Below are 23,437 nucleotides of genomic sequence, written 5' to 3' on the forward strand. Positions count from 1 at the left end.
TCTGAAACATGAGTCAGTTGGTGTGGAGTTGTCGATGGGACCCACAGACCACTCTAGGCAGAATGAAATTTGCCGTGGGCCGCTCCCGCAAATCTGTGGATAACTCGGCCGAGTGCGCTCCTGTGGAGGACTCAATCACAGTCCGAGCGCGTCCGGTCCCTCCGTCACGAGAACAGCAAACTGCTCCGCGTCCAGCACGGGAATTCCGAGCTCCTCAGCCTTCGTGAGCTTCGAGCCAGCACCGGGGCCCGCGGCAACATAGTCAGTCTTTTTCGAGACACTCGAGGCCGCCTTGCCACCGGCCTGAATGATCGCTTCCTTCGCGCCATCACGCGTAAAGCCGTCAAGTGTGCCGGTCGCGACGATCGTCAGCCCGGCGAGCACCCCGTCCTCGGCGATGGCAGCCCCCGGCCCAGGATGCCCGGGTGTCGCCCACTGCACTCCGGCCGCGGTCCAGCGCTCCACAATCTCCAGGTGCCAGTCGACCTCAAACCATTCTTTGAGCGACTCAGCAATAATGCCCCCGACGCCCTCAACGACAGACAGCTCGTCAACGGAGGCGGCCCGAATCGCGTCGAGTGATCCGAACCACTCCGCGAGTGCACGGGCGGCAACGGGACCGACGTGTCGAATGTTCAGCGACACGAGCAGTCGCCACAGCGGCTTAGTCTTGGCTTTTTCCAGCTCCGCGAGGAACGTTTCCGCGTCCTTCGAAGGCGTGACAGCGCGGTGATCCTTCTTGTACCCAACGGCTCGTCGCTCAGCCGGTGTGAGCCCTTCGGCTTCCGGTGGGTACTCCATCGACACCCTCTGGAACGGTGCCCGCCGCACGTACTCACCCGTCGCCTCATCGATACGGCGCTCACCGGTCTCGCTGTCACGCACGATCACCTCGATCGGCACCAACTGCTCCAGCGTCAGCTCAAACAGCCCGGCTTCAGTTTCGAGCGGGGGTGTTGAGGGCACCTCAGGCTGCGTGAGCGCAGCGGCGGTGATCTCACCGAGCACCTCAACATCGAGCGCCCCGCGTGATCCGATGTGCTCCACTCGCCCGCGCACCTGCGCTGGGCAGGCGCGCGCATTCGGGCAGCGCAGGTCGATGTCGCCCTCTTTCATCGCGCGCAGAGGGGTGCCGCACTCGGGGCAATCAGCTGGCATCTGCCACTCAACTTCAGACCCGTCGCGGCGCTCAAGAACGGCCCCGAGCACCTCTGGGATCACATCGCCAGCCTTACGCAGCACAACAGTGTCGCCGATCAGCACACCCTTCGCCTTCACCACTTCTTGGTTGTGCAGCGTAGCTTGGCGCACCGTGGACCCCGCGACTTTCACGGGCTCCATCACCGCGTAGGGGGTTGCACGCCCGGTGCGCCCCACGCCGATCCTGATGTCAATGAGCTTCGTGTGGACTTCCTCCGGCGGATACTTGTAGGCGATTGCCCAGCGCGGCGCGCGGCTGGTCTCCCCCAGCTCAGCGTGCAGTTCCAGCTCATCAACCTTGACGACGATGCCATCGATCTCGTGTTCGACATCGTGCCGGTTCTCACCGCGCTCCGCGATGAAGCTGACGACCTCATCCACCGTATCGAGCACTCGGGAATAGGGAGAGACAGGAAGCCCCCACGAGGCAAGCAAGCGGTAGGCGTCTGACTGGCTGTCAGCTACACCGGCCCAGGCCCCGATCCCGTGCACATACAGCGAGAGCCGCCCCAGGCGATCTCGCATCAGTTCCAGTTCGGCTTCAGTTTTCTTATCTGCGCGCTGCCGCAGGCTACCGGCCGCCGTGTTACGAGCGTTCGCAAATTCGGGGTAGCGCACCGGAATGGCGTCTTCGTCTCGGCCCTTCGCCAGCTGTTCAGCAACAAAGGACGCTTGCAACTCGTGCTGTCGCACGTTAAGCGCTTCAAAATCGTCGCGGCACAGGAACACTTCACCCCGCGCCTCGAAGAACTCGGGGATATCGTCGCCGTGCAGTTCACGCGGAATCACCGGGATAAAACGCACATTTTCGGTGATGTTTTCTCCGACTCGCCCGTCACCGCGGGTGGTTGCGGTCTCAAGTTTGCCGTTTCTGTAGGCGAGACTTATCGCCAGGCCGTCAATTTTGAGTTCGGTGAGCCAGCGCACCTCACGACCCGCAACGGCACGGGTCTTCTCAGCCCACTCCCGAAACTCGTCGATGGAGAACACGTTGTCAAGACTCAGCATGCGCTCCGCGTGCTCGTGCTCGGGAAACCCCGCCGACACCACCGCCGCACCGACCTCTTGCGTGGGGCTGTCTTGCCCGGCAAGCTCGGGGAATGCGCGTTCTAGGGCCTCGAGCCTGTGGAAGAGAACATCGTACTCCGCATCAGAGACCAGGCTTGTGGCCTCAGAATAATAGGCGGTTCGCAAACGCTCGATCTCGGCGGTGAGGCTCTCTACCTCTGCCCGGGCGTCTTCAAACGCGAGATCCCCGATATTCTCCGACACACTCACGCGCCTACCTCCGAGACGGCAGCGCTCTGCGCCGCAACTGCACGATCAATGGTGAACTGGCCAAGCACCCGAGTGCCGACGTAGAGCACCGCCGTCTGCCCGGGGGCAACCCCGAGCAGGGGTTCAGCGCGGTCTAGATCAATGTCGACGACAACCTCGTGAGTCGCGTCAGCGCGATGAAGTTCGGTTCGTTCCTCCGGCAGGATCGGCTGCAGGCTTGCCCGAGCGGGCACAGGATCTGCGTGAGCACGGATCTGCACGTCACAATTGAAGGTCTCGCTGAGGTTCATGCCGGGCTCTCCCGCCCAACTGAAACGCCCACCAGCGATGCGGCCAATCCCGAGCTGTTCTTTGGGACCAACAACCACCTGGTTTGAGACCGGACGGATCGACAACACATAGCGCGGCTGACCGTCGAGAGCGGGCCTGCCAAGCTGCAGCCCACGTCGTTGCCCCACGGTGTAACCGAGCGCCCCGTCGTGCGTGCCGATAACCTCGCCCGCCTCGTCCAAGATTTCGCCCGGCTCACGCTGCAGGTGCTCCGAGAGCCACCCGCGGGTGTCACCGTCGGGGATAAAGCAGATGTCGTGACTGTCGGGCTTCTTCGCAACCTGCAACCCGCGATCCTCAGCCTCGGCCCTGATCAGAGCCTTCGACGGGGTGTCGCCCAGCGGAAAATAGCAGCGAGCCAATTGCTGGTCGGTCAAAACCCCAAGCACGTACGACTGGTCTTTCGCCCACGCACTCGCCCGGTGCAGTTCACGCCCGTTTGGGCCGTCCACAAGCGTCGCATAGTGTCCGGTCGCAACGGCGTCGAAACCCAGCGCGATCGCCTTGTCGAGCAGCGCGGCAAACTTGATCTTTTCGTTGCATCGCATGCAGGGATTGGGCGTGCGCCCGGCCGCGTACTCCGCAATGAAATCATCGACCACGTCTTCTTTAAAACGCTCGCTCAGATCCCACACGTAGAAGGGAATACCCAGCAGGTTCGAAACTCGCCGCGCATCCATCGCGTCTTCGATTGTGCAGCAGCCGCGTGATCCGGTGCGCAACGTACCCGGCATTCGGCTCAGTGCAAGGTGCACCCCAACTACCTCGTGGCCGGCATCAACCGCGCGCGCCGCAGCGACGGCGGAATCCACCCCACCACTCATTGCCGCAAGAACTCTCATCCGAGCAAGTTTAGTTCAGTCCGGCTGATCGTGCCCGCTCTAGTGCACTGGGGAGTGCCGCGAGTAAACTATCCACTTCTGCCTCCCGCGTGTCGGCCCCGAGCGTAAAACGCAGCGCCCCCGCAGCCTCCGCTTCGGTGAGGCCCATGGCAAGCAAAACGTGCGAGATTTCTGCGACTCCCGCCTGGCACGCGGAACCCACCGACACAGAAACTCCAGCCGCGTCAAGCAAAAACACGAGCGAATCGCCCTGACAGCCAGGAAAGGTGAAGTGGGCGTTGCCCGGCACACGGGTGTGTTCAGTGCTGGTTCCCCGCAACACGGCCGAGGGATCAATCTCGCGAACGCCCGCAACTAATCGATCGCGCAATCGTGCGAGCCGGGCAGTTCGCTCAGGATCAGGCACCCCGTTCTCCCCCAGAGCAACATCCAGGGCCGCCGCAAACGCGACAGCCCCCGCAACGTTTTGTGACCCAGAACGCGCGCGCTGCTGCGAACCACCGTGCAGCAGCGAATCGGCGACGGTGCGACGCCCCAGAACCAACGCACCGACCCCCACCGGTCCCCCGATTTTGTGGGCCGACACACTCAACGCAGAAGCACTCGACGCGGCAAAGTCAATCGGAACCTGCCCTAGCGCTGCCACGGCATCCACATGGCTCGGTATTCCGGCGGCCTCAGCGATCCCGCACAGTTCGGCGACGGGCAGGATCGATCCCACCTCGTTGTTGACCCACAAGAACGAAATCAGTGTAACGTTCTCGGCACCAGCCTGCTCGATCGCGCGAGACAGCGTCGAGGGTTGGAGCACACCGTCTGCATCAATCGGCAACCACACCACTTCAGCGCCCTGGCTGTCGCGCAGCCACTCGGCTGCCTCGATCGTCGCGTGGTGCTCTCCCTGGGCAACAAGCACAATGGGTCCGGATCCGGCACGCCTGCGGGCCCAATAGATGCCCTTCAGCGCGAGGTTGACCGCTTCTGTGCCCCCGGCAGTGAGAGTGACCTCTGCAGCGTCGCAGCCGAGGGCTCCGGCGATGCGCTCACGCGCCGATTCCAGAAGCTCACTTGCCTGCTGGCCGTGCGCGTGTGTGGATGCCGGATTGCCGACACTTCGCAGTGCCTCGGTGTACGCCTCAAGCACGACCTCCGGCATCGGCGAGGTCGCCGCGTGGTCAAGGTACGCGCGGGCCATTGGACTCAGTACAGCAGATTCGCGAGACGACCCCGCGCTGCAATCACGCGCGGATCAGCGGGCCCGACCACTTCAAACAGTTCGAGCAGCCGCTCACGAATGACGGTACGCCCATCGGTGTCGCTTGCTGCAAACAGTTCGAGCAGCCGCAAAAAGGCATCCTCGACGTGTCCACCCGAAAGATCCAGATCGGCCACTCGCAGCTGCGCCTGCAGGTCTTCCGGCTGGGCTGCGGCCTCGGCACGCACCTGCTCGAGTGTGAGCCCTTCCAAGCGCTGCAGAAGCTTCATCTGCACGAGAGCTGCGCGGGCCTCGGCATCGGCCGGAGCCTTACGCAGCACGTCTTCCCACTCAGCAACCGCTGCGGCATAGTCCCCACGCTCCGCAGCTTCCACCGCTGCGAGGTGCGCGGGAGGAATCTGAGGCTCTGCGGGCTCGCTCGGCGCATCGGTGGCGCCCTCATCTGCAGGTGCGTTGACGCGCCCAACGACACCCTGCTGCTCAGCGAGCTGCAGGAGCTGCGCGTACAGTTCACGAAGTTGTTCAGCGGGAATCTCTCCCTGGAACAGCGGTACGGGTCGGCCACCAACAAGTGCCACAACGGTCGGGATCGACTGCGCCTGGAACGCCTGAGCAAGCCCCGGGTTCGCGTCAACGTCGACCCTCGCAAGCAGCACGCGACCGGCGAATTCTCGGGTCACCTGCTCGACCAGGGGGCTCAGTGCCTTGCTCGGCTCTGACCAACCAGCCCACAGCAGCACCACAACCGGCACCACCGAGGAGAGCTGGGCGACCTGTTCGAACCCCGCGTCTGTCACATCGATTACCAGCGCAGGAACATCAACAACCTGCGGTGCACCCTCAGGCGCACCGGGTACCGCCGCCGTCGCAGCACCCTGGTTTCGCGCTGCCGCGAGGTGGCTGAGGTCGATCCCGCCGCCAGGAATCCGTTCCGGCATCTGCTGCGGTGTCATAGTGAATTCCTCGCTCCCACAAGCTCGCTGGTTACACCGAGCAGCTCGATCTTTTTATGTTCAGACTTGTTCGGCACAAAAAAGAGCATCTGATGCGCAACCTCTTGCACGAGCACGTCTTGCTCACCGGTGAGGCCCGAAAGCGCAGTCACTGCCCCCGCGGCCTGTGGTTTGAAGCGTCCCCCGGCGGAGTCAACAATCTGTTCCTCAATGACGGTAGTTGCCACGAGTGCACCGCCCACACCCGTCGACAGTGCGACGGGCTCCAGGTCACCCTGGCGAGCCTGCACCGAGAACTTCATCGTCTGACCCTTGGCATCGGACTCCTGTTGCGCCTTCTGCGCGCGGGCGAGCCCGTAGTTGTCAAGAAGCGTGTCGGTGGTGAGGTCGAAGGAATCCGCTTCGGGAGCCTCCTTGCCGTTCTGCAACACGTTGGCGTAGGCGGTCCCCACCTCTCCAGGAGGCAGCTCAAGTGATTCCAGGTCATTCGAAAGAAGCGCGGTTCCGTCTTCGGCCGGCGCGGCCTGAGGCATCGAAATACCGCCTCGCAACGCAATCACACGAGATGTGAGGTAGTTCTCCTGTGGGGTCTCCTGCGTCAGAATGAGCGCGAGTGACGGCGAAGATCCTTCTTTGCTCTCGTCTTTACCCTGTGTATTCGCATCGTCTTTAGACTCAGACGCGACCGTCATGAACATCGTGCGCGGCCACGAGTCGGTGGTCTGCACCAGTTCGTAGTCCAGACGATCTTTTGTAATACGAGGGGGCACAACTCCGTAATCAGGAATGGCCTTACGAATGGTGTAGTTCGCGGTGCGCTGGGCGAGAGCGTCCCCGTCAAAGCGGGGCTTCAATGCCTCTGCATCAAGCGAATCGTCACCGGCGCCCGCAACTTCCGAAACCTGATCCGCAATACGGTCCATCTGCCCCTCGGTCACCGGCACAGGCGGAAGGGCGGTAGTGGAATCTTTGGTGGGTGCCGTCTTCGTTGGCTGCGGGGAGAAGTCTGGCCAGTAGCTCGCGGAGCACCCGCTAAGACCCAAGGCCACAACTAGGCCCAGGGCCGGGATCGTGCCTCGTCGAAGTGCCCGCATCGGTGCAACGGGAGGTTCCACACTCGATTTCACGGTGCCAGCTTTCTTGTTTCGCCTACGAAACGCGTTTCGAATGCCCTGGAAAGGCCCGCGGCGCCCGCGGCGTGGCCCAAGACCACGGCGATCGTGGTCAACCGCAAACAGATAGAGCAGACCACCAATCACGGCAAATAGACCTCCAGCTGCAAGCAGCGGCCCCGCCCAGGGGGTCGTGCGATCCTGAACCCACACGAGTGAGACGTCGCTCGGCACCGGCTTCACACCGTTGGAGGCGATCAGCACAGATTGATCCTCTGCGAGCGCAACAGGCACACGCAGCGTCTCTTTTTCGGTCCCGCTGCCCTGGTTTTTAATCGATCGTGATTCGAGCCACAAATCGCTTCCCCGCGGATCGATGGGACTCATGTCTTCGCCGTCTTCAGCGGCACTCGATGCGGCGACGTGCGCGCTGAGTACCTTCTCTTTATTCTGGTCAACAGAGAGTTCAGCGTGAGCAAATGGAGCGAGCCACCCCTGTACATCTCGAGTTGCTCCGGTTGAGACAAAAGCCTCGGATCCTCGCACGACGACGTTTGCCTGGCCGGGCACTTTGGCGAACTCCTTGCCGTCGATGGCCGCGTATCCCGTCTCAGATTTGATTTGGACGGGGTAACTGATCTCCGCGGGTCCGGCAAGAAAAGTGCGCTGCCCAATACCCAACAACAGCAACACGCCGGAGATCACGAGTGCCGCAATCGCAAGCACATATCGCACGGGGGCTCCTCACTACATGGAGCCTGAGCCGCGCTTTCCAAGTGGGAGCGACGACACAGACAAAGATTTCAACGTTTAACGCTACCGGAGCTTTCCGAGGAAGAGATGAACATCTTGCAGCGCGGCGCGCAACCACACCCTTCGATCCGCTCTGCAATTTACATACGCAACTCATTAATTAGTCTATTATGTGTACTTGTATGCCCACGCGCGGATTTCGCTGCGATGGAGCTGAGTTTTCGTCTTACCCGGAGGCCTCGTGTCTGAACCAGCCCAGCAATTTTCCCAAGCCTTCCGCGGTTACAACCGCGAAGAGGTCGATGAGCGAGTTTCTGCTCTCACCGGGCACATCGGCACGTTGCAGACCCACCTCGAAGCGCTACAGCTCGCGCACCAGCAGGCGACCCAGGTAGGCCAGGAGCAGCGCCAGCTCGTCGCCGACCTGCAAGAGCAGGTTGCCGAACTCGGTGCGAGCGGCTACTCCGGCCTCGGTCTCAGGGTCGAAAAGAGCCTGCAGGTTGCTGAGGATCACGCCCAGCGCCTCATGGCGCAGGCGGATCTCGACGCAGAGAAGCTGCGCAACTCTTCAGAAGAAGAGAGCACCAGGGTTCTTACCCAGGCTCAGCGGCGCGCAGACGAGATGCTCGCTTCGGCGCACGAGCAGGCCGAGATCTTGATTACGGGTGTGCGCACCGACGTTGCCCAGCAGTCAGCTGAGGCAAACGCCGAGCGCGAGCGACTGCTTGAAGAGGCGCGTCGCTCGGCAGAGCTCGCACGCAGCTCGGCAGAGCGCGAGGCAGCTACCGAGCGCGAAACCTCGGAGCGGGACGCACGCGCGAAGCTAGCCCAGGCAACAGCCGAAGCAGAGCGCATTACGGCCGAGGCCCAGGCAGCGGCGAATGAACTGCGTGAGCAGACCGAGAAGCAAGCCGAGGCATTCGAGCGTCAGCGGGCAGAAGACACCCGCGAAGCTGAACTTGAGCGCGCCCGCCTCACCCAGGAGGGCGAGCGGGCCCGTGCCGAGTTTGAGGCAAAGCGCCAGCGCGAAGAGTCAGAGCTCGAAGAGCGCTACACCGAGCGCGAGCGAGAGCTAGAAGCAGGCATCGCGGCTCAGCGTCGTTCGCTTGAGGCGGAGATGCAAAACCTTCGCGGCCAGATCGCCCAGGAACGCGCCGAGCATGACGAGGCGCTCACGAGCGAGCGCGAGCTGCACGAGCAGAAGATCGCGTCAGAACTGCAGACCCACACGGATCGTATTACGCAGGAGCGATTCCAGCACGAGGCAACTATTTCGCGCGAGCTAGAAGCTCAGAAGAGCGAACTCGCAACTCTCGCTGACCAGGGTGCGCGCGAGCGCGCACGCGCCAACGAGCAGGCAGCAACTGAGCGCCAGGATCTGCGAGCCTCTGCAGAGGAGCAGCTCGCGGCAGCCAAGGCCGCACAGGAGCAGCAGCTTGCAGCCGAACTCGCCGCACACCAAGAACGCATCGAAGAGGAGCGCACGCACCACGACTTCGAACTGGCGGAAGAACGCCGCACCCACGACGAGAACCTGCGCTCGGAAGCGCTGGAACATGACGTGCGCCTGCGCAACACCGAGGAGGCGCAGCAGGTCAAACTTGCTGCCGAGCTCAATGCTCACAATTCCCGCCTGTCGCAAGAGCTAGAAGCGCACAACACGGCAATTGCCGAGGAGCGCGAAGCACACGAGGCCGCACTCCACTCCGAGCGCACAAGCCAGGAAGCCGCGCTCCACGCCGAGCGCACGCACCACGAAGCCCAGATTCGGGCCGAGCGCGAGGCACACGAAGCGCAGATTCACTCGGAGCGCGAAGCGCACGAGGCACAGATCCACTCGGAACGCGAAGCGCACGAAGCCCGGATTGGTGGCGAACTCGCCGCCCACCAGGATCGCCTCATCGCCGAGTGGAACGAGCAGCGGGAGAAAATCGCTGCTGAACTCGCGACCCACGAGCAGAACGTTGAGAACGCTCGCCACCAGCTGGAGCGCGAGCTGGCCGCAGAACGAACCACGCACGAAGGACGCATGTCCGACGAAACCACCGTGCACGAGGAGCGCATCGCGGCTCAGCTGCGGGAGCACCAGCAGCGCCTCGACGACGAACGCTCCGCAGCCGAAACTCAGGCACGTATCGAGCGCGAAGAGGCCGCCGCAGCACTGGGTCTGCAGCGCGAAGAGCTCGAACTGCAAATCGAGCGCGAGCGCAGCAAACTCGCGGCAGACATTGCCCGCGAGCAAGAGGAACAGGCCCGCATCATTGCGGCAGAGTCTGAGCAGCACCGCGCGAACCTCGCCCAGCAGCAGGAAGCCGCGACGGCAGCCATCGACCGCGAGGTCGCAGCAAAGCGTGCCGCGGTAACCGAAGAGACAGACCTGCTGCGCGCAAACACGGTCGAAGAACTCGCCGAGTACCGTTCTCAAGAAGAGGCCCGCCTCGCGGCGGCGCGTGCAGAAACTGAGGACCACGTCCGCGAGCTGCGCGAGCGCATTGAGCACGACACGCTCGAGTTCAACACCTCGTCGACCCAACAGCGCGAACAACTCGAGCAGGATCTGGCCGCTCGCCAGCACGAGGCCGCAGAAGCATCGCGGCGCGAAATCGAGGCAACAACAAACGAGCTGGCTGAGCTTCGCTCACAGCTTGAGGCGGCCCGCGAAGAATACGAAACCATTTCGCAGGAGGCCACGCAGGTTGCACGCAACCTCCGTGCGGAGGCAGAGCAGCAGGCCGCAGCGACGATCCTCGAGGCAGAACGACGCGCGCAGACCACGTTCGCGGCAGCCGAGGATCGCGCTACGAAGGTGCTTGCCGCTGCCGAAGATCGTATGACCCAGCTGAAGGTCGAACGAGGTGCGGTCGCCCGCTACTTCGAGAGCCTCGGTGAGGTCATCACCAACGCTCAGAAGATGAGCACGGTTGCTGGCCGACTCGTGGAGCGCCCAGTTGCCGAGGCAACGGACAGCGAGCTTTCTGAAGAAGACACGGACGTAACCGTGCAGATTCCCCAGGCCGAAACCGACCGCTAGGTTCTAGGCCAGCTGCGCGTCGCTCACCTCACCGGGGAGCGGCGTCGCAGCGGTGCCGACCGTCGCAACGATCTCGTTCAGCACCCGGCGAGTCTGGTTCTCCCCCACCCACAGGTGCTTGCCATCTTCGACGGCCACAAGCCGCGCGTTCGGCGCCGCGGCAAAGCGCACTCTGGCTTCTTCAGGGCGCAGATAGTCATCAAACTCGGGGATCAGCGCAACCAACTGCGGCGTCGCGTCTGCCCAAGCAGCAACGTCTGCTTCCGTGGCGCGGTGCAGCGGAGGAGAGAGCAGGATCGCGCCCTCGATATTGTGCTCCAGCCCGTATTTCAGCGTGAGCTCAGTTCCAAACGACCAGCCGAGCAGCCAAGGGTTCGGTAGCCCCCGATCCTGTACAAACGCCATTGCCGCGGCAACATCTGCTCGTTCGGTGATGCCCTCACCGAACTCCCCCTCGCTTGTTCCCCGAGGTGAGCTTGTCCCCCGGGTGTTGAATCGCAGTACGGCAAGGTCAGCCAGCTCGGGCAGCCTGTTCGCCGCCTTACGCAAGATGTGGGAGTCCATAAAACCCCCGTGAGTTGGCAGCGGGTGCAGACAGACAAGGGTTACCTTTGGATCCCGATCCTGTGGCAGGGCGAGTTCCCCAACGAGAGTTAAGCCGTCCGACGTGTGCAACTCGATGTCTTCACGCCTCGCGCGCAACACCGTATTACTTCTGATCGTCGTTGTCACACCGTCTCCTCTGAATCTCACACGGGTAAGTTCTGTTCTCGCGCTTCAGCCTACCCAACCCGAGCGACACACTCTGGCAAGATAGACGCATGACAATCACCGCTGCGGCAGACGGATCAGCACTCGGCAACCCGGGTCCGGCAGGCTGGGCCTGGGTCGTCGATGAGCAGCAGTGGCGCGCAGGCGGGTGGCCTCGTGCGACCAACAACCAGGGTGAGCTTATGGCGGTGTTGGATTTGCTGCACGCAACCGCTGATCGCGCCGAGGAGCCGCTGCACGTGCTGTGTGACAGTCAGTACGTGATTAACTCGGTCACGCAGTGGATGCCGGGCTGGAAGCGCCGCGGCTGGCGCAAGGCCGACGGAAAACCGGTTCTGAACCGCGAGCTCCTTGAGCAGCTCGATGCGGCTCTCACGGGACGTCAGGTGCAGTTTGAGTGGGTGAAGGGACACGCGGGGCATCCGCTCAACGAGGCAGCGGACGATCGCGCCCGGGCCGCGGCCACGGCGTTTCAGGCTGGTCGCACTCCAGATCATGGACCAGGTCTCGCGGGTGTGAGTTCCTCACCAACCCCTGAGGTATCGCTAGAGCAACCAGCGGCACCCCCAACGCTGTTCTAAGGCGCGCGTCAACGCCGACTAGGCAAGCCGCCAGCAGTGCAGGTGGTAGTGGCGGCGATCCCGCACCGCAGCCTCGTCACCGAAAAAGTGCTCGGCACTCCAGGCGACCAGGTGCGCCTGCCCTATGGGCACTTCGGTGCCGCATTCCGGGCATCGGTAAGCTTTTTCAGCACGATGTGCCGGGATCTCACGCACGAACCACTCGACGCCGCGCCTCAGCTCCTTGCGCGCTCCCCCATATGCAAGACGAGTAACGTCGCGAGGTGGCTCTTGGGCCGCGCGCTGGTACTTATTGGGTCGCCGATTACGCGCCATGTCGAGGGTGGCTTACCACCAGTGGTTTGAAGTCCAGAAGTCGTAGGCAGCAGCCCAGCTTCCGTAACGGCCAACCGCGTAGCCACTCGCCCACCGCAGATTATCGACGGGGTCGTAACCATTTCCAGGAACTTTGCTGCACGGCAGCGCCTGAATGAGTCCGCAGGCACCCGAGCCAGCATTCGTGGCGTTGGGGTTCCAGCCGCTCTCACGCGAGGCGATGTAGTCGACGTAGCCCCAGTCCGACTCCGCGATGCCAGCAGCGGCCATCCACTCGGCGGGTGATCCACCACCGCTGTATTTCGGCGGCGCACTCGATGAAGACTGGCCCGAAGATGCACCGGCTGCTTCCGCGGCCTTTGCCGCCTTTTCAGCCTTCTCGGCCTCCTGCTTGCGCTTCACCTCTGCGGGATCAGGAAGTTCGACCACCGAGACATCCGTGTACACGAGGTCTGCATCGGCAGACTCGTTGGGCACGAACTCCTGGTGAATACGAGCCTTAAAGGCCATCGTCTCCGCCTCAGCAGGAGCCACCGGCATTGCGAAGGGAGCGACGACAGCAGCTCCGAGAAATCCGGCTACGGCAACAACCGCGAGGGGTGCACGAAAGCGGGACCAGAAGGTCATGGAAGAAGGTTTCGAAGAAGCCACAATATTACGATTCTATATCAGGCGGGCGCGTCACTCAACGCCACTGTACGTTAATCACAGTTTGAACACAGCCGATCGGTTAACGCGTTGCCAGAATCAGCTCAACCACGCCGTCAAGAAGGGCATCCACCTGGTCTTCGTCGTAGCCGCGCCACTGGGAATGGAACACAACGTCACGAACCTCGGCAGGACTCAAGCTCAGCTCTCGGTTCTCAAACATGCCGGCAACACGATCCAGAAACGCGTCTACCTGGGCACGACGATAACCCGTTGCAAAGATGCCTCGCCTGCGAAAACGCTTGCCGCGGGGGCGCTGCAGCCTGCCGCGAACCTCGGAGAGAAGAGCCCTGGTGTCGTCCCACCACGCGTCCTCACCCTCGGAGCGCACCTGCGCGCGTCGCTCACGCTCAAAAAAGACCTCTTCAAGGCGGTCCATCGCGGCGTCAACATAGCGCGCAGAGTATCCGCCCGACTTCACTACGAAGGCCATCCGACGCACATCGTCGGCTGTCAGGGGGTTCTCGTCGGGAGCACCCCCCTCGTAGGTTGCACGAGCTCGGCTCAGGAAGCTGTCGACCTGCTCCTGGTTGTATCCGAGTTGACGTTTTGTTGCGAGGGGAAAAGCTGCGTGCACCACTCCATTTTGCATGGCGCGCTTCTCCTTCCGCTGTGAAGACTTGGTCATGAAACAACTCCGAGAATTAAGGCCACACCGTACACTCCAACGGCAGAGGGCAAAATCGAATCAAGGCGGTCGAGGAACCCACCGTGGCCGGGGATCCAGCTGCTCATATCTTTAACCCCCAGGTTTCGCTTAATGAGCGACTCCGTGAGATCTCCGCCGGTAGCAGTGAGCAGCACAACTACGCCGAGCACAATACCGACCCACCACGGCTGATCCAGCGCAAAAATCGACACCACAACACCAACCGCGGCCGAGGCAACTGCGGCACCCGCGAAACCCTCCCAGGTTTTATTTGGGCTGATGCGCGGAGTCATTTTGTGCTTACCGAGAGTGACACCGGCCGCATAGGCGCCAACGTCAACCGACACCACAATCGCGACGAGCGAGAGAACCCACCACTCACCGTTCTCTTTTGCGACCAGCAGCACCGTAAAGGAGGCGAGAAACGCGACGTAGACGAGGCTAAACAGTCCCGAGAAGACATCCCGCACAAGCGTGCGAGGAGGCATCTCCCAGCGGGGCATCAGGCCCTCAACGAGCCGCCAAACGGTAATTATCGCCGATCCGGCAAACAACCCGATGAGCATGCCCTCTGCGTGCCAGAAATAGGCTCCGGCGACCACCACAAGGCCACCCAGCACAACTCCAATGCGCGGAACACGCCTGCCAGCCACTCTGAACGCAGAAGCCAGCTCAACCAGGGCGATCGACACGATGATCGCGACCAGCAGCACAAAAACTTGCTTGATCAAAAACAGGCTGGCGAGAAAGACCGCACCAAAAATGAGCCCTGAAGCTATCGCGAAAAAAAGATTCCGCCCAGCCCTGGCTTCGATTTTGGCGTTGGTCGCCTCAAGTTGCGCGCGGGTCGATTCCAGGTGAGCCCTGATCTCGTCCCGCCGATCCGCGCCCGACATTGTGGCTAGACCTCCAGCAGTTCAGCCTCTTTGCGCTTCAGCGCATCGTCGATCTGCTCGACGTACTGTTTGGTCATCGCTTCGAGTTCTTTCTCGGCGCGACCAATCTCATCTTCGCCGACCTCACTCTTCAGCGCGTCAAACTCCCCCATGCCGTGACGGCGAACGTTGCGGATCGCAACACGAGCGTCTTCAGCCTTGCCCTTAACGATCTTCACGAACTCCTTGCGGCGTTCCTCTGTGAGATCGGGAAGTGTGACACGAACAACGGTGCCGTCGTTGGAGGGGTTTGCACCCAGGTTTGGCATGTCACGAATCGCCTGCTCAATGTCTTTCATCGCACCCTTGTCGTAAGGGGTAATGAGAAGGCTGCGGGCATCCTGGTTTTGCACCGAGGCAAGCTGCGGCAGAGGCGTCGGAGTACCGTAGTAGTCAACCATCAGGTTCTGCAGCAGTGCGGGGTTTGCCCGACCGGTGCGCACCGTGGCGAAGCTCTCTTTCGCGGATTCGACCGCCTTATTCATGCGGTCAGTTACGTCTGCGAAGACCTCATCGATCACGGTGTTCTCCTTCTGAAGTGGTTCGTCAATCAAGCTTAGCGGTGTACGAGGGTGCCGAGCTTCTCGCCACGGATCGCGGCGGTGACATTTCCAGCCGGTTCCATACCAAAAACGCGCATCGGCATGCCGTTGTCCATGCAGAGGCTAAACGAGGTCGAATCTACGACCTTGAGGCCACGCACGAGCGCATCGTTGTAGGTGATCTGCTCGATGAGTGTGGCGTTCGGATCCTTGTTGGGATCGGCGGTGTAGACACCGTCGACGCCGTTTTTAGCCACGAGAACCTCATCGGCGTGGATCTCGAGCGCACGCTGTGCCGCGACGGTGTCAGTTGAGAAGTACGGGAGCCCGGCGCCCGCACCGAAGATGACAACGCGCCCCTTTTCGAGGTGGCGGATTGCGCGCAGCGGAATGTACGTTTCAGCGACCTGAGTCATGGTGATTGCCGACTGCACCCGGCTATCGACGCCGGCCTGTTCGAGGAAATCCTGCAGCGCGAGGGCGTTCATGACCGTACCGAGCATGCCCATGTAGTCTGCACGGGCGCGGTCCATGCCGCGCTGTGAGAGCTCAGCGCCGCGGAAGAAGTTGCCGCCGCCCACCACAACCGCAACCTCGGAGGTTTCAACGGCGGCCGCAATCTCGCGGGCGATCTGACTCACAACGTCAGGGTTCACACCGAGAGTGCCACCCCCAAACGCCTCTCCTGAAAGCTTGAGCATCACTCGGCGCTTGCGATCGACAGTCTCGGGCATGGGTGTTTCTCCTTCTCGGGCTGGCCTCAGAACAGACTACTGGGCCTACCGGTGATGATGCTGCGCGCCCTGCGGAGCACACAGCAAAGAGGCCCGAGCAAATGCTCGGGCCTCCCAGTGTGTAAACGTTACGCGCCAACCTTGCTGCGGGCGAAGCTCTTAACGGTGATGCCAGCTGCCTCAGCAACCTTCTTCACGTCGCGCTTCTCCTCGTCAAGTGCGTGCACCTGCTCGTTCAGAACGACCTGCTTGAAGAACGCGTTGAGACGTCCCTCAACGATCTTCGGCAGAGCAGCCTCGGGCTTGCCCTCGTTCTTCGAGATCTCGGTGACGATGTCGCGCTCTTTGTCGACGTCAGCAGCCGGAACCTCTTCGCGGGTGACGTAGAGCGGATCAGCGAAGGAGATGTGCTGAGCGATGCTCAGAGCAGCCTTTGCGTCGTCGCCCTCGTAGCCCACAACCACGCCGATCTGCGGCGGCAGATCCTTCGAGGTGCGGTGCAGGTAGACAGCGGTCGCCGGAGCCTCGACGCGTGAAACGCGGCGGAGCACGATCTTCTCGCCGATGATGGCGGACTCGTCGGTGATGATGTCGTTCACGGTCTTGCCCTCTGCGGGAGCAGCGAGTGCTTCCTCAGCGTTCGCGGCACCAGCGGCTGCGATTGCGTCAAGCACACGCTCGGAGAGCGCAATGAACTTCTCGTTCTTCGCAACAAAGTCGGTCTCGCAAACGAGCTCGATCATCGTGGCAGCGCCGTCGGTCTGCTTTACAGCAACCAAGCCCTCGCTTGCCTCGCGGTCGCCGCGCTTGGCAACACCCTTCAGTCCCTTAAGACGCAGGATCTCGATGGCCTTCTCGATGTCACCATCAGCCTCGGTCAGTGCGTTTTTGCTGTCGAGCATGCCGGCGCCGAGGCGCTCGCGCAGCTCTTTAATAGCGGCCATGGATACTGCAGCCATGTGTCACTCCTTAAAAAGTTTGTTCAGATGAAAGCGGTGGGGCGAAATTACTTCGCGGCTGCTTCTTCGGCGGGTGCCTCGGTTGCAGCGGGTGCCTCTTCAGCAGCTGCCTCTGCAGCAACTTCCTCGACAACCTCAGCTGCTGCCTCTACTGCTTCTGCAGCTTCCTCAGCGGGCTTTGCGTCTGCGTTCAGCAGTTCAACTTCCCATTCAGCAAGCGGCTCAGCGGGGGTCTCTGCACCCTCGGCAGGCTTCTGGTGGCGCTCCATGAGGCCCTCAGCAGCGGCATCCGCAATCACGCGGGTGAGCAGTGCAACCGAACGAATGGCGTCATCGTTACCCGGGATCGGGTAGGTGACCTCGTCGGGATCGCAGTTGGTGTCAAGGATCGCGATAACCGGGATACCAAGCTTCTTCGCCTCGTCAATTGCGAGGTGCTCCTTCTTGGTGTCAACGATCCAGATCGCTGACGGAGTCTTGGTCATGTGGCGGATACCACCGAGTGACTTCTGCAGCTTGTCGAGCTCGCGCTTCTTGAGGAGGAGCTCCTTCTTGGTGAAGCCGCTCGTGGTGCCCTCGTAGTCGAGCTGCTCGAGCTCCTTCATGCGCTCAAGGCGGCCCGTAACAGTCTGGAAGTTGGTCAGCAGACCACCCAGCCAGCGCTGGTTCACGTAGGGCTGGTTGACGCGAGTAGCCTGCTCAGCAATTGCTTCCTGAGCCTGCTTCTTGGTGCCAACAAAAAGAATGTTGCCGCCGCGTGCGACGGTGTTCTTCACGAACTCGTAGGCGTCATCGATGTACCCGAGCGACTGCTGCAGGTCGATGATGTAGATACCCGAGCGCTCGGTGAAGATAAAACGCTTCATCTTCGGGTTCCAACGGCGAGTCTGGTGTCCGAAGTGGACGCCGCTGTCAAGCAGCTGGCGCATGGTTACAACAGCCATTGCTGTCTCCTGTTTCTGCACGCTCAATGAGCATGCGTTTTCGGTTGCATATCGACTGCGGTTGCAGTCAGATCCTGGTGCCCGCGGGATCAGCCGCCCCGTTCTTTCGAACAGAGACCGGTGGCATCACTCCGATGGGTGGGCACGCGAAGTCACCTCTTTCAAGGCGCAGCGATAAGTGTATCACCGCTTGGGGTGCGCGCGGGACTTGTTTACAGGTTCGCTCACACCCTCGCCTTATCGCTCCCACCTCCACTACTTATCCACATTTGCCCCTCTGCTCCGCACCATTTCTCTCGCCGTGACAGCGTTGCTCTATGAACTCCCCCGCCCAGCAATCCCGCACTCACCGTTCTCGCCGCGCTCTCGCTGCCGTTCTGTTGGGCATCAGTCTCACGCTTCTTGGCGCAACCGCGAGTGCTTCGTCTGCACCACTGGAGGCATCCCCACCTTCTCCCTCACCAACCGCGCTGTGGATCCCTCCAGTCGGCCATTCGCTCACTGTCTCGGGGCCGTATCTGGGACCGCCAACCCCCTACGCTTCCGGGCACCGCGGTATTGACCTTCCAGCAGGCCCCGGTCTCGCTGTTCGGGCTCCCACGTCAGGAACAGTCACTTTTGTCGGCACGGTTGTTGACCGCGGAGTGTTGTCAGTGCGAGTTGATGAGCGCACAGTGCTGTCGCTCGAACCGATAACAAGCGAGCTCCGAGCGGGTGATGCTGTGTCAACTGGGCAGTTTCTTGGCACCGTATCGAGTGGTGGTCATTGCTACGAGGAGTGCCTCCACGTTGGGGTTCGTGTCGAAGAGGACTACGTGAACCCGCTGCGTTACTTTCGAGGGCGCCCGAAGTTACGGCCCTGGTGACTCAACAGCGACACGACCGCCATGCGTGTCAGGTGCGTCAGGCGCGTGGGTGCGCCTGACGATAGCTTTCCGCAAGACGCTCGGTCGACACGTGGGTGTAGACCTGCGTGCTAGCGAGACTGGAGTGGCCAAGAACTTCTTGTACGACGCGCAGATCCGCACCTCCATTCAGAAGGTGGGTTGCGGTTGTGTGGCGTAGCGTGTGGGGTCCCCGTGGCCCGCCTCCCGGCTCCTGTTCGAGTTCGTGAGCAACGAGCCTGTAGACCGCGTTACTGCTGAGCTCTCCCCCTCGTTTCCCCAGGAACAGTGTCGAGGGTGGGCTGGCGTTCCGTTGAGCGAGCAGTGGGCGCCCCTCTTCAAGGTAACGCTCCACCGCTTTGGCAGCGGGCCCACCGACGGGCACCACACGCTCCTTGTTTCCTTTTCCGAGTACACGAACCAGTCGCTCTCGACGGTCAAACCCCGTAACTGGCAGCCCGCACAACTCCGACACCCGCAGCGCAGAGGAATAGAGCAGCTCCAATACGGCGTGATCTCGCAGGCACTCAGGATCGCCTTCCGCCGCACGCCCCGCAGCACGCTCCAAGATACGAGTGATCTGAGAATCGCTCAGCACCCGCGGTAGCGTACGGGGAGCTCGAGGAGCCCGCAGCCGCGATGCGGGGTTTCCAGGTACGAGTCGCTTACGTTCGAGCCACACTCCGAACGATTTCAGCGTTGCAACGTTACGCGCAATCGTTGTGGGGGCAAGCTGCTTTTGCTGCCGCGCCCACAGCCAACCGCGCATGAGTTCGATGTCGCAGCCGTCAACGTCTTTGACACCCTGGTTTTCTGCATAGTCTTTGAAGTTGTGCAGGTCTCGGTGATAGGCACGCACGGTGTGCTCGGAGTACCCATACTCCGTTTGAACAGCCGCAAGAAACTGCTCAATCGCTTCACTTAGGCCCATGCCCTCATTCTCCACGCTTCTGCGACCATTGCACATCACCTCCATTCGGTGTTTCGCGACGCACAACGCATCCCAGAAGTTCCAGTTCGGCGAGCGCGGCACTCACTTCCTCTACGTCCGCGCCGGCAGTTCGAGCTGTCACAGCCACGGTCTGCCAGCCTCGCAGAGGCAGCGCGTCGATCACTCGTCGATGCATTGCAGACTCCCTAGGCTGGTCTACGCCATTTGCGCTCAGGCCACCCGCCTCAGAGGCGTTGAGGACCTCAAGATCACTTAGCCCTAGCAATTCACGGAGGTCAGCGCCGTTGGAGATAAGCGTCGCCCCATACTCGCGGATCAGCCGATGACATCCGAGCGAGGCCGGGCTGGTGACTGGCCCGGGGACCACACCGAGGGGGCGACCGATCTCTGCGCTATGCCCCGCGGTGTTGAGCGAGCCAGAGCGGAGGCCCGCCTCGGTGATCAGCGTCGCCTGGGATAGCGCGGCAATAATGCGATTTCGCTGCAGGAACCTCCATCGGGTCGGTGCCGTGCCGGGCACGACCTCCGAGCAAACAACTCCCGTCGACGCAATTTTTTCGAGTAACGCCCCGTGAGCGCTTGGATAGGGGCGGTCAACCCCACCCGCCAGCACAGCGATCGTTGGGGCTTCGGCGGCGAGCGCGGCGCGGTGAGCCACCGCGTCGATTCCGTAGGCTGCTCCCGAGGTAATTGTGATTCCCGCAGCGCAGGCGCTGCTCACAAGGTCGGCAGTGACGTATGTTCCATAGCTTGTGCAGGCGCGTGCCCCAACCACGGCAAGCGAGGCTTGACTCAGGAGTGAGGGCTCACCACGGGCCCAGAGCATCACCGGAGCGTGCGGCCCAAGGTCGTTCAACCGCATAGGCCAAGCTGCTGACTCGGGCAAAACGGCGTGTGCTTTCGCCGCCGCCGCGAGTGAGATATCAGCTAGAACTGCCACACGGTCGAGACGGGGCAGCCATCGTTTCATACCGGCAGACACCTGCCGAAGGGATAGAGGCAGATTATTGTCTGCGCACCCTAGGGCAGTTTTCATCGCGGCTCCTATACTCCTGGCGTTTACTTCAGATGCGACCAGATCGAGCGCGGGTCCGGCACCCAAAATGTCGATAAGGGTAGCCGCGACGGCGTCTCCAGGCTCTACCAGGTGAGACCACACCACCCTCGCAAGCATCACATCCGCCGCTTCCTGTGACAGTTCGCCCTCACCCACGCCGCTCACACCGCCTATGTGGAGCGACGCCAACCCTTTGCACAGTTCACGGTCTGCACGAACATGGACCAGGGACTTGCTCATAGCAAATCCCCTCCTCGCAGCACGAGCGCCCTGGATATCTCGTTTCGGCTGGGGCGGTCGAGCCCGGCGAGGTCTGCGATTGTCCACGCCACACGCAACACTCTGTCGTACCCCCGAAGGGTGATGGATCCCCGTCCGAGCGCCTGATCCAGCACCACCGTATCTTTGCGAGGCAGTCTCAGCTGGGTCGTGCGTAGCCAAGGCCCCTTCACCTCTCCGTTAGTCGTCCAGGGTGTGTCCTCTAGCCGAACTGCGGCGGCAGCTCTGGCCTGCGTCACTCGCTCACGCAGTTCGCCACTCGTGGGAGCAGGAGCTTCAATATCGTTCAGCATCACGCTTGGGACTCGGCGAACAGCAAGTCGCAGGTCGATGCGGTCTCCCAGCGGCCCCGAAATACGCTGCAAATATCGAATCCGAACATTGGGGGTACAGCTGCACTGCGCCACCGTGTCTGGCGACCCGGCGTATCCGCACGGACAGGGGTTTGCGGCGAGCACCAATTGCACACGGGCTGGGAGCGAAGTGCGTATTCGAGAGCGGTGAATCTCAATGTGCCCGGATTCAAGCGGTTGCCGGAGCGCGTCAAGAACCGAGCGAGGAAATTCCGGGGCCTCGTCTAGAAACAGCACTCCGTGGCACGCGCGAGTGATCGCACCGGGACGCACCTCACTGTTGGAGCCACCACCAATCAATGCCATCTTTGAAGCGGTGTGGTGCGGACTCTCAAACGGTGGTCGCTGAACCAGGCCGGTGAGCGGCGCTCCTCCGATCGATGCGATACTGCTTGCCGCGATCGCCTCGTCGGGGGTGAGATCGGGCAGGATTGTGGGCAATCGTGTTGCCAGCATTGTTTTACCGGCGCCCGGCGGACCAAGCAACGATATGTGGTGTCTTCCAGCAGCCGCAATAGTGAGCGCTTCAATCGCATCCGGCTGCCCAACAATATCGGCTATGTCTCCTGCCGCGGAGAGCGTGTCGTCCGATGCAGAGGCGGAACTGCTGTGCGCACCTGCCTCCGTATCCTCACCCGCATAAGGGAGCACACGCCATCCTTCTGGCTCGCCGCGGTGCCACGCAACCGCCCCCGCAAGGTCTCGAACAGCAATGACCTCAATATCAGGCACAAGGGCAGCTTCTGCCCCACCGCGCTCGGGCACCATAACCCGCCGAAACCCCAGTTCTCGTGCCGCTACCGTTGCGGTGAGAAGCCCTGCGGGTCGCCGCAACTCACCGTCGAGGCTCAACTCACCCAGATGGGCAATGGAGGATAACTGCTCACGTGGCAGGCGCTGTGATGCGGCGAGCGCAGACAGTGCGATAGCCAGGTCAAACCCGGACCCCTGCTTTGGTAGCGCTGCCGGGCTCAAATTCACGGTGATGAACCGGTCAGCGAGAGGCATCCCCGCCTGCGTCGTGGCCGTACGTACACGCAGCTTCGCCTCGGCAAGCGCGGTGTCGGGCAAACCAATGATTGCCATGCCTGGTAATTGTTGCGAGACGGCCGCTTCAACAGTAACGACCGTTCCTTCAACACCCGTCAGCGCAATCGACGCCGCCCTGCATACCTCGCCCCTCACGAGATCCCCCGCAGGTGATCAATTCGAGGCCGCTCGTCTCCACGAAGCGTTATACCGACGGCATCAACCCGCAGCTCCGCACCACGCATCCCAGCAGCCCGCACCCAATCGAGCAGAAGCCGCCTGAGTCGCGTCATTTTTTGCACGGTAATCGCTTCTAACGGGTTGCCATACCCCGTGCCGCTACGAGTTTTTACTTCAACCGCAACGAGTGTGCCGCCATCCCGGGCGATGATGTCTAACTCTCCACTGCTGTTGCGCCAGTTGCGCTCCAGGATGCGGAATCCCAGTCCTTCCAAGTACCCCGCAGCGATGGTCTCGCCTCTGGCGCCCAACTGCTGGTTGTGCGAAGTTCTGGGTGGGTGTGTTGCTGTGCGATTCATGGTGCACCTCCTGCACCCATCGTCGGGTGAAAAGGTGACTCACGGGGCTCAGAACCCGGAATGTGGATAAGTAGTTAACGCAATCTCCGAATACGCGTTCTGTGAGCGAAGGGCGACTACTCGTCGAGCGCGAGTTCTTGCGGCAGCGAGAACTCGCGTGCCGACAACTCTTCGACGTTCACGTCTTTAAACGTGAGCACACGAACCGATTTCACAAACCGATCAGCACGGTACACGTCCCACACCCAAACATCGGTCATGGAAAGCTCGAAATAGAAATCGCTACCCGCGTCTTGGCGCTGAAGCTCGACCTCATTGGCCAGGTAAAACCGGCGCTCCGTCTCAACGACATACCGAAACTGGCTGGCAATGTCGCGGTACTCGCGAAACAGCGTCAGCTCGGCTTCACGCTCGTAATCGTCTAGCTCTTCCTCGTTCATCCTGACCATCCTATCCCCGTCACCGGGTAATCGATCCGGGATTGACTTATT

22 protein-coding genes are annotated in these 23,437 nt (G+C 61.8%); 3 read left to right on the forward strand and 19 right to left on the reverse strand.

Going from position 1 to position 23,437, the window contains the following annotated elements; all coding sequences use genetic code 11:
• Window positions 1-135: 135 nt before the first annotated feature.
• Genes ligA through G7068_RS02660 form a run of 5 tightly spaced genes read right to left on the reverse strand, consistent with a single transcriptional unit; the run spans window position 136 to window position 7,666 of the window.
• Window positions 136-2,472 carry an NAD-dependent DNA ligase LigA gene (ligA, locus tag G7068_RS02640; RefSeq protein ID WP_166292963.1) on the reverse strand — a complete coding sequence of 779 codons (2,337 nt, stop codon included), beginning with the start codon at window positions 2,470-2,472 and terminating at the stop codon, window positions 136-138.
• A 2-nt stretch (window positions 2,473-2,474) separates the two neighbouring features.
• Entirely contained in the window at window positions 2,475-3,650 is a 1,176-nt protein-coding gene (mnmA, locus tag G7068_RS02645; protein ID WP_166288468.1) for a tRNA 2-thiouridine(34) synthase MnmA, read from the reverse strand.
• Between the two features lie 10 nt (window positions 3,651-3,660).
• The gene (locus G7068_RS02650; protein ID WP_166288471.1) at window positions 3,661-4,845 is read right to left on the reverse strand and encodes a cysteine desulfurase family protein; all 1,185 of its coding nucleotides are present in this window, start codon (window positions 4,843-4,845) and stop codon (window positions 3,661-3,663) included.
• Window positions 4,846-4,850: 5 nt separating this feature from the next.
• Complete coding sequence (locus tag G7068_RS02655; RefSeq protein WP_166288474.1) at window positions 4,851-5,819, reverse strand: tetratricopeptide repeat protein; 969 nt, start codon at window positions 5,817-5,819, stop codon at window positions 4,851-4,853.
• The gene (locus G7068_RS02660; protein ID WP_166288477.1) at window positions 5,816-7,666 is read right to left on the reverse strand and encodes a DUF8094 domain-containing protein; all 1,851 of its coding nucleotides are present in this window, start codon (window positions 7,664-7,666) and stop codon (window positions 5,816-5,818) included. The genes G7068_RS02655 and G7068_RS02660 overlap by 4 nt, the downstream gene beginning before the upstream one ends.
• Window positions 7,667-7,925: 259 nt before the next feature.
• Between G7068_RS02660 and G7068_RS02665 the strand changes: the two genes are divergently transcribed.
• On the forward strand, window positions 7,926-10,715 hold the full coding sequence (locus G7068_RS02665; protein WP_166288480.1) for a hypothetical protein: 2,790 nt from the start codon (window positions 7,926-7,928) through the stop codon (window positions 10,713-10,715).
• A gap of 3 nt (window positions 10,716-10,718) precedes the next feature.
• Here the strand turns inward: G7068_RS02665 and G7068_RS02670 are convergent, their stop codons facing one another.
• Window positions 10,719-11,447, reverse strand: coding sequence for an alpha/beta hydrolase (locus G7068_RS02670; protein ID WP_166288483.1), 729 nt, complete (start codon window positions 11,445-11,447; stop codon window positions 10,719-10,721).
• 89 nt (window positions 11,448-11,536) lie between these two features.
• Here G7068_RS02670 and G7068_RS02675 point away from each other — a divergent pair, with 89 nt between their 5' ends.
• A complete protein-coding gene (locus tag G7068_RS02675; RefSeq protein ID WP_166288485.1) occupies window positions 11,537-12,067 on the forward strand; it encodes a ribonuclease H family protein in 531 nt (176 codons plus the stop codon).
• A gap of 18 nt (window positions 12,068-12,085) precedes the next feature.
• Here the strand turns inward: G7068_RS02675 and G7068_RS02680 are convergent, their stop codons facing one another.
• The 8 genes from G7068_RS02680 to rpsB form a co-directional block, all read right to left on the reverse strand.
• On the reverse strand, window positions 12,086-12,382 hold the full coding sequence (locus G7068_RS02680; RefSeq protein ID WP_166288488.1) for an ATP/GTP-binding protein: 297 nt from the start codon (window positions 12,380-12,382) through the stop codon (window positions 12,086-12,088).
• 12 nt (window positions 12,383-12,394) lie between these two features.
• Window positions 12,395-13,009 carry an aggregation-promoting factor C-terminal-like domain-containing protein gene (locus G7068_RS02685; RefSeq protein WP_166288491.1) on the reverse strand — a complete coding sequence of 205 codons (615 nt, stop codon included), beginning with the start codon at window positions 13,007-13,009 and terminating at the stop codon, window positions 12,395-12,397.
• Window positions 13,010-13,112: 103 nt separating this feature from the next.
• A complete protein-coding gene (locus G7068_RS02690) occupies window positions 13,113-13,718 on the reverse strand; it encodes a DivIVA domain-containing protein (protein WP_166288494.1) in 606 nt (201 codons plus the stop codon).
• Window positions 13,715-14,635, reverse strand: coding sequence for a phosphatidate cytidylyltransferase (locus tag G7068_RS02695; protein WP_166288497.1), 921 nt, complete (start codon window positions 14,633-14,635; stop codon window positions 13,715-13,717). Before G7068_RS02695 ends, G7068_RS02690 begins: the two co-directional genes overlap by 4 nt.
• Before the next feature lie 5 nt (window positions 14,636-14,640).
• Window positions 14,641-15,195 carry a ribosome recycling factor gene (gene frr / locus G7068_RS02700; protein WP_166292964.1) on the reverse strand — a complete coding sequence of 185 codons (555 nt, stop codon included), beginning with the start codon at window positions 15,193-15,195 and terminating at the stop codon, window positions 14,641-14,643.
• Between the two features lie 35 nt (window positions 15,196-15,230).
• Complete coding sequence (gene pyrH, locus G7068_RS02705; protein WP_166288500.1) at window positions 15,231-15,950, reverse strand: UMP kinase; 720 nt, start codon at window positions 15,948-15,950, stop codon at window positions 15,231-15,233.
• A gap of 128 nt (window positions 15,951-16,078) precedes the next feature.
• The gene (gene tsf, locus G7068_RS02710) at window positions 16,079-16,909 is read right to left on the reverse strand and encodes a translation elongation factor Ts (RefSeq protein ID WP_166288503.1); all 831 of its coding nucleotides are present in this window, start codon (window positions 16,907-16,909) and stop codon (window positions 16,079-16,081) included.
• Window positions 16,910-16,956: 47 nt separating this feature from the next.
• Complete coding sequence (gene rpsB / locus G7068_RS02715) at window positions 16,957-17,853, reverse strand: 30S ribosomal protein S2 (RefSeq protein ID WP_166288506.1); 897 nt, start codon at window positions 17,851-17,853, stop codon at window positions 16,957-16,959.
• 317 nt (window positions 17,854-18,170) lie between these two features.
• Here rpsB and G7068_RS02720 point away from each other — a divergent pair, with 317 nt between their 5' ends.
• The gene (locus G7068_RS02720) at window positions 18,171-18,719 is read left to right on the forward strand and encodes a murein hydrolase activator EnvC family protein (protein WP_166288509.1); all 549 of its coding nucleotides are present in this window, start codon (window positions 18,171-18,173) and stop codon (window positions 18,717-18,719) included.
• A 37-nt stretch (window positions 18,720-18,756) separates the two neighbouring features.
• On the opposite strand, the gene G7068_RS02725 is transcribed toward G7068_RS02720, so the two are convergent.
• The 5 genes from G7068_RS02725 to G7068_RS02745 all read right to left on the reverse strand — a co-directional run bounded on the left by G7068_RS02725 (window position 18,757) and on the right by G7068_RS02745 (window position 23,386).
• The gene (locus G7068_RS02725; protein WP_166288512.1) at window positions 18,757-19,668 is read right to left on the reverse strand and encodes a tyrosine recombinase XerC; all 912 of its coding nucleotides are present in this window, start codon (window positions 19,666-19,668) and stop codon (window positions 18,757-18,759) included.
• 4 nt (window positions 19,669-19,672) lie between these two features.
• Window positions 19,673-20,659: a DNA-processing protein DprA gene (gene dprA / locus G7068_RS02730; protein ID WP_244304629.1), complete on the reverse strand. Its 987-nt coding sequence runs from the start codon at window positions 20,657-20,659 to the stop codon at window positions 19,673-19,675.
• A 323-nt stretch (window positions 20,660-20,982) separates the two neighbouring features.
• Window positions 20,983-22,563 (reverse strand): YifB family Mg chelatase-like AAA ATPase, encoded by a 1,581-nt coding sequence (locus G7068_RS02735; protein WP_166288518.1) that lies wholly within the window; start codon window positions 22,561-22,563, stop codon window positions 20,983-20,985.
• Window positions 22,560-22,946 carry a YraN family protein gene (locus G7068_RS02740; RefSeq protein WP_166288521.1) on the reverse strand — a complete coding sequence of 129 codons (387 nt, stop codon included), beginning with the start codon at window positions 22,944-22,946 and terminating at the stop codon, window positions 22,560-22,562. Before G7068_RS02740 ends, G7068_RS02735 begins: the two co-directional genes overlap by 4 nt.
• 116 nt (window positions 22,947-23,062) lie before the next feature.
• Window positions 23,063-23,386, reverse strand: a complete 324-nt coding sequence (locus G7068_RS02745) for a DUF2469 domain-containing protein (RefSeq protein ID WP_166288524.1) — start codon at window positions 23,384-23,386, stop codon at window positions 23,063-23,065.
• Window positions 23,387-23,437 lie beyond the last annotated feature (51 nt).

The organism is Leucobacter viscericola, assembly GCF_011299575.1.
GTDB lineage: Bacteria > Actinomycetota > Actinomycetes > Actinomycetales > Microbacteriaceae > Leucobacter > Leucobacter viscericola.

Coding starts and splice junctions, on each gene's coding strand:
- mnmA (WP_166288468.1), bottom strand. CDS start 3,650: ATGAGAGTTCTTGCGGCAATGAGTGGTGGGGTGGATTCCGCCGTCGCT.
- G7068_RS02650 (WP_166288471.1), bottom strand. CDS start 4,845: ATGGCCCGCGCGTACCTTGACCACGCGGCGACCTCGCCGATGCCGGAG.
- G7068_RS02655 (WP_166288474.1), bottom strand. CDS start 5,819: ATGACACCGCAGCAGATGCCGGAACGGATTCCTGGCGGCGGGATCGAC.
- G7068_RS02675 (WP_166288485.1), top strand. CDS start 11,537: ATGACAATCACCGCTGCGGCAGACGGATCAGCACTCGGCAACCCGGGT.
- G7068_RS02680 (WP_166288488.1), bottom strand. CDS start 12,382: ATGGCGCGTAATCGGCGACCCAATAAGTACCAGCGCGCGGCCCAAGAG.
- G7068_RS02685 (WP_166288491.1), bottom strand. CDS start 13,009: ATGACCTTCTGGTCCCGCTTTCGTGCACCCCTCGCGGTTGTTGCCGTA.
- G7068_RS02690 (WP_166288494.1), bottom strand. CDS start 13,718: ATGACCAAGTCTTCACAGCGGAAGGAGAAGCGCGCCATGCAAAATGGA.
- G7068_RS02695 (WP_166288497.1), bottom strand. CDS start 14,635: ATGTCGGGCGCGGATCGGCGGGACGAGATCAGGGCTCACCTGGAATCG.
- pyrH (WP_166288500.1), bottom strand. CDS start 15,950: ATGCCCGAGACTGTCGATCGCAAGCGCCGAGTGATGCTCAAGCTTTCA.
- tsf (WP_166288503.1), bottom strand. CDS start 16,909: ATGGCTGCAGTATCCATGGCCGCTATTAAAGAGCTGCGCGAGCGCCTC.
- rpsB (WP_166288506.1), bottom strand. CDS start 17,853: ATGGCTGTTGTAACCATGCGCCAGCTGCTTGACAGCGGCGTCCACTTC.
- G7068_RS02720 (WP_166288509.1), top strand. CDS start 18,171: ATGAACTCCCCCGCCCAGCAATCCCGCACTCACCGTTCTCGCCGCGCT.
- G7068_RS02725 (WP_166288512.1), bottom strand. CDS start 19,668: ATGGGCCTAAGTGAAGCGATTGAGCAGTTTCTTGCGGCTGTTCAAACG.
- dprA (WP_244304629.1), bottom strand. CDS start 20,659: ATGAAACGATGGCTGCCCCGTCTCGACCGTGTGGCAGTTCTAGCTGAT.
- G7068_RS02740 (WP_166288521.1), bottom strand. CDS start 22,946: ATGAATCGCACAGCAACACACCCACCCAGAACTTCGCACAACCAGCAG.
- G7068_RS02745 (WP_166288524.1), bottom strand. CDS start 23,386: ATGAACGAGGAAGAGCTAGACGATTACGAGCGTGAAGCCGAGCTGACG.